We start from the raw sequence: 2,072 nt of genomic DNA, 5'->3' as shown, positions 1-2,072 counted from the left end.
TGGGACCCGGTGCTCACCGAGCGGGTGATGGGCCTGCTCAAGCTGTTCCTCAAGGGCTGGCACCGCGCCGAGGTGCGCGGCCTGGACACCTTCCCGGCCGGCGGTGCCCTGGTGGTGTCCAACCACTCCGGCGGGCTGTTCGCCATGGACGTACCGGTGTTCGCCAGCGGCTTCTACGAGGAGTTCGGCTACGACCGCCCGGTATACACACTCAGCCACGACATGCTGATGGTCGGGCCGACCGGCACCTTCTTCAAAAAGACGGGTTTCATCCCCGCCAGCCACGAGAACGCCGACGAGGCGCTGCGTTCCGGTGGCGTCGTCGTGGTGTTCCCCGGCGGTGACTACGACGTGTACCGCCCGACGCTGAGCGCCAACAAGATCGACTTCGGCGGTCGCACCGGCTATGTACGGGCGGCGCTGAACAACGGGGTGCCCATCGTGCCGACGGTCGCGATCGGCGGGCAGGAAAGCCAGTTGTTCCTCACCCGCGGCACCGAGATCGCCAAGGCGCTCGGGCCCGTCGCGCGATTGTTCCGCACCAAGATCCTTCCGGTGTCCTTCGGCTTCCCGTTCGGCCTGTCGGTGGTGCTCCCGGTCAACGTGCCGCTGCCCGCCAAGATCACGATGAAGACGCTGCCGCCGATCCACATCACCGAGGAGTTCGGTGAGGATCCCGACATCGACGAGGTCGACGCGCACGTCCGGCGGGTGATGCAGCGCGCCATGGACGAGCTGGCCAAGGAACGCCGGATCCCGGTGCTGGGCTGAGCGATGGCGATCACCGACCCCCTGACCAAAACCCTGGGCCTGATGTCGACGATGGCGCGTGCGGGCGTCATCGCGCCGATGCGTCCGGACAAGTACGTGCGGATCGCCGCGGTGATGCAGCGCGAGAACATGGCCATCACCTCGGGATTCGCCGGTGCGGCTCAGCGCTGCGGTGACCGGGCGGGGCTGGTCGACGAGCTCGGCATCCTGACCTGGCGACAGCTCGACCGGCGTGCCGACGCCCTGGCGGCCGCACTGCAGGCGCTCCCCGCCGGCCAGCCCGACGTCGTCGGGCTGATGGCCCGCAATCACCGTGGCTTCGTCGACGCCCTGATCGCCGCCAACCGGATCGGCGCGGATGTGCTGCTGCTGAACACCTCGTTCGCCGGGCCGGCCCTCGCCGAGGTGCTCGCGCGCGAGGGCGCGGGCAAATCGGTCGCGGTGATCTACGACGAGGAGTTCACCGAGACGGTGGACCGGGCGCTGGCCGACAGCCCGGATACCACCCGTGTCGTCGCGTGGACGGACTCTGCTGACCACCCGTTGACCGTCGAGCAGATGATCGCCGCGCACGAGGGCCAGGAGCCCCGGCGGGCCAGCGAGAAGGGTCGGACGATCCTGCTGACCTCGGGGACCACCGGAACGCCCAAGGGGGCCAGCCACTCCGGCGGCGATCCGAGCGTGCTGAAGGCCATCCTCGACCGGACGCCTTGGCGCGCAGAGCAGCCCGTCGTCATCGTGGCCCCGATGTTTCACGCCTGGGGGTTCTCGCAACTCGCCTTCGCGGCGTCGATGGCGTGCACGATCATCACCCGCCGCAAGTTCGACCCGGAGGCCACCCTGGACCTGGTCGACCGGCACCGTGCCACCGGCCTGTGTGTGGTGCCGGTGATGTTCGACCGCATCATGGATCTGCCCGAAGAGGTTCTCGACCGCTACAGCGGCCGCTCGCTGCGCTTCGCGTCGGCCTCCGGCTCGCGGATGCGCCCCGATGTGGTCATCGCTTTCATGGACCGTTTCGGTGACGTGATCTACAACAACTACAACGCCACCGAGGCCGGCATGATCGCCACCGCCACCCCGCGCGACCTGCGCGCCGCCCCGGACACCGCCGGTAGGCCCGCCGAGGGGACCGAGATCCGCATCCTCGACAGCGAGATGGGCGAGGTGCCCACCGGGGAGGTCGGCGGCATCTACGTCCGCAACTCCACCCAGTTCGACGGCTACACCTCCGGCACCACCAAGGATTTCCACGAGGGTTTCATGTCCTCGGGTGACGTCGGCTATCTCGACGACGCCGG

General features: G+C 68.8%; 2 protein-coding genes. Both read left to right on the top strand.

The genetic code is table 11. The features are described from left to right. On the top strand, window positions 1–771 hold a 771-nt coding region (locus WA944_RS05915), incomplete at its 5' end, for a 1-acyl-sn-glycerol-3-phosphate acyltransferase (protein ID WP_526646546.1). A 3-nt stretch (window positions 772–774) separates the two neighbouring features. Beyond that, a partial coding sequence (locus tag WA944_RS05910) for a class I adenylate-forming enzyme family protein (RefSeq protein ID WP_526646544.1) occupies window positions 775–2,072 on the top strand: 1,298 nt, incomplete at its 3' end.

The organism is Mycobacterium sp. (assembly GCF_049683355.1).
Classification (GTDB): Bacteria; Actinomycetota; Actinomycetes; order Mycobacteriales; family Mycobacteriaceae; genus Mycobacterium.
The sequence above is the reverse complement of the archived record's forward strand: the minus strand, read 5'-3'. Positions and strand labels throughout refer to the sequence as shown.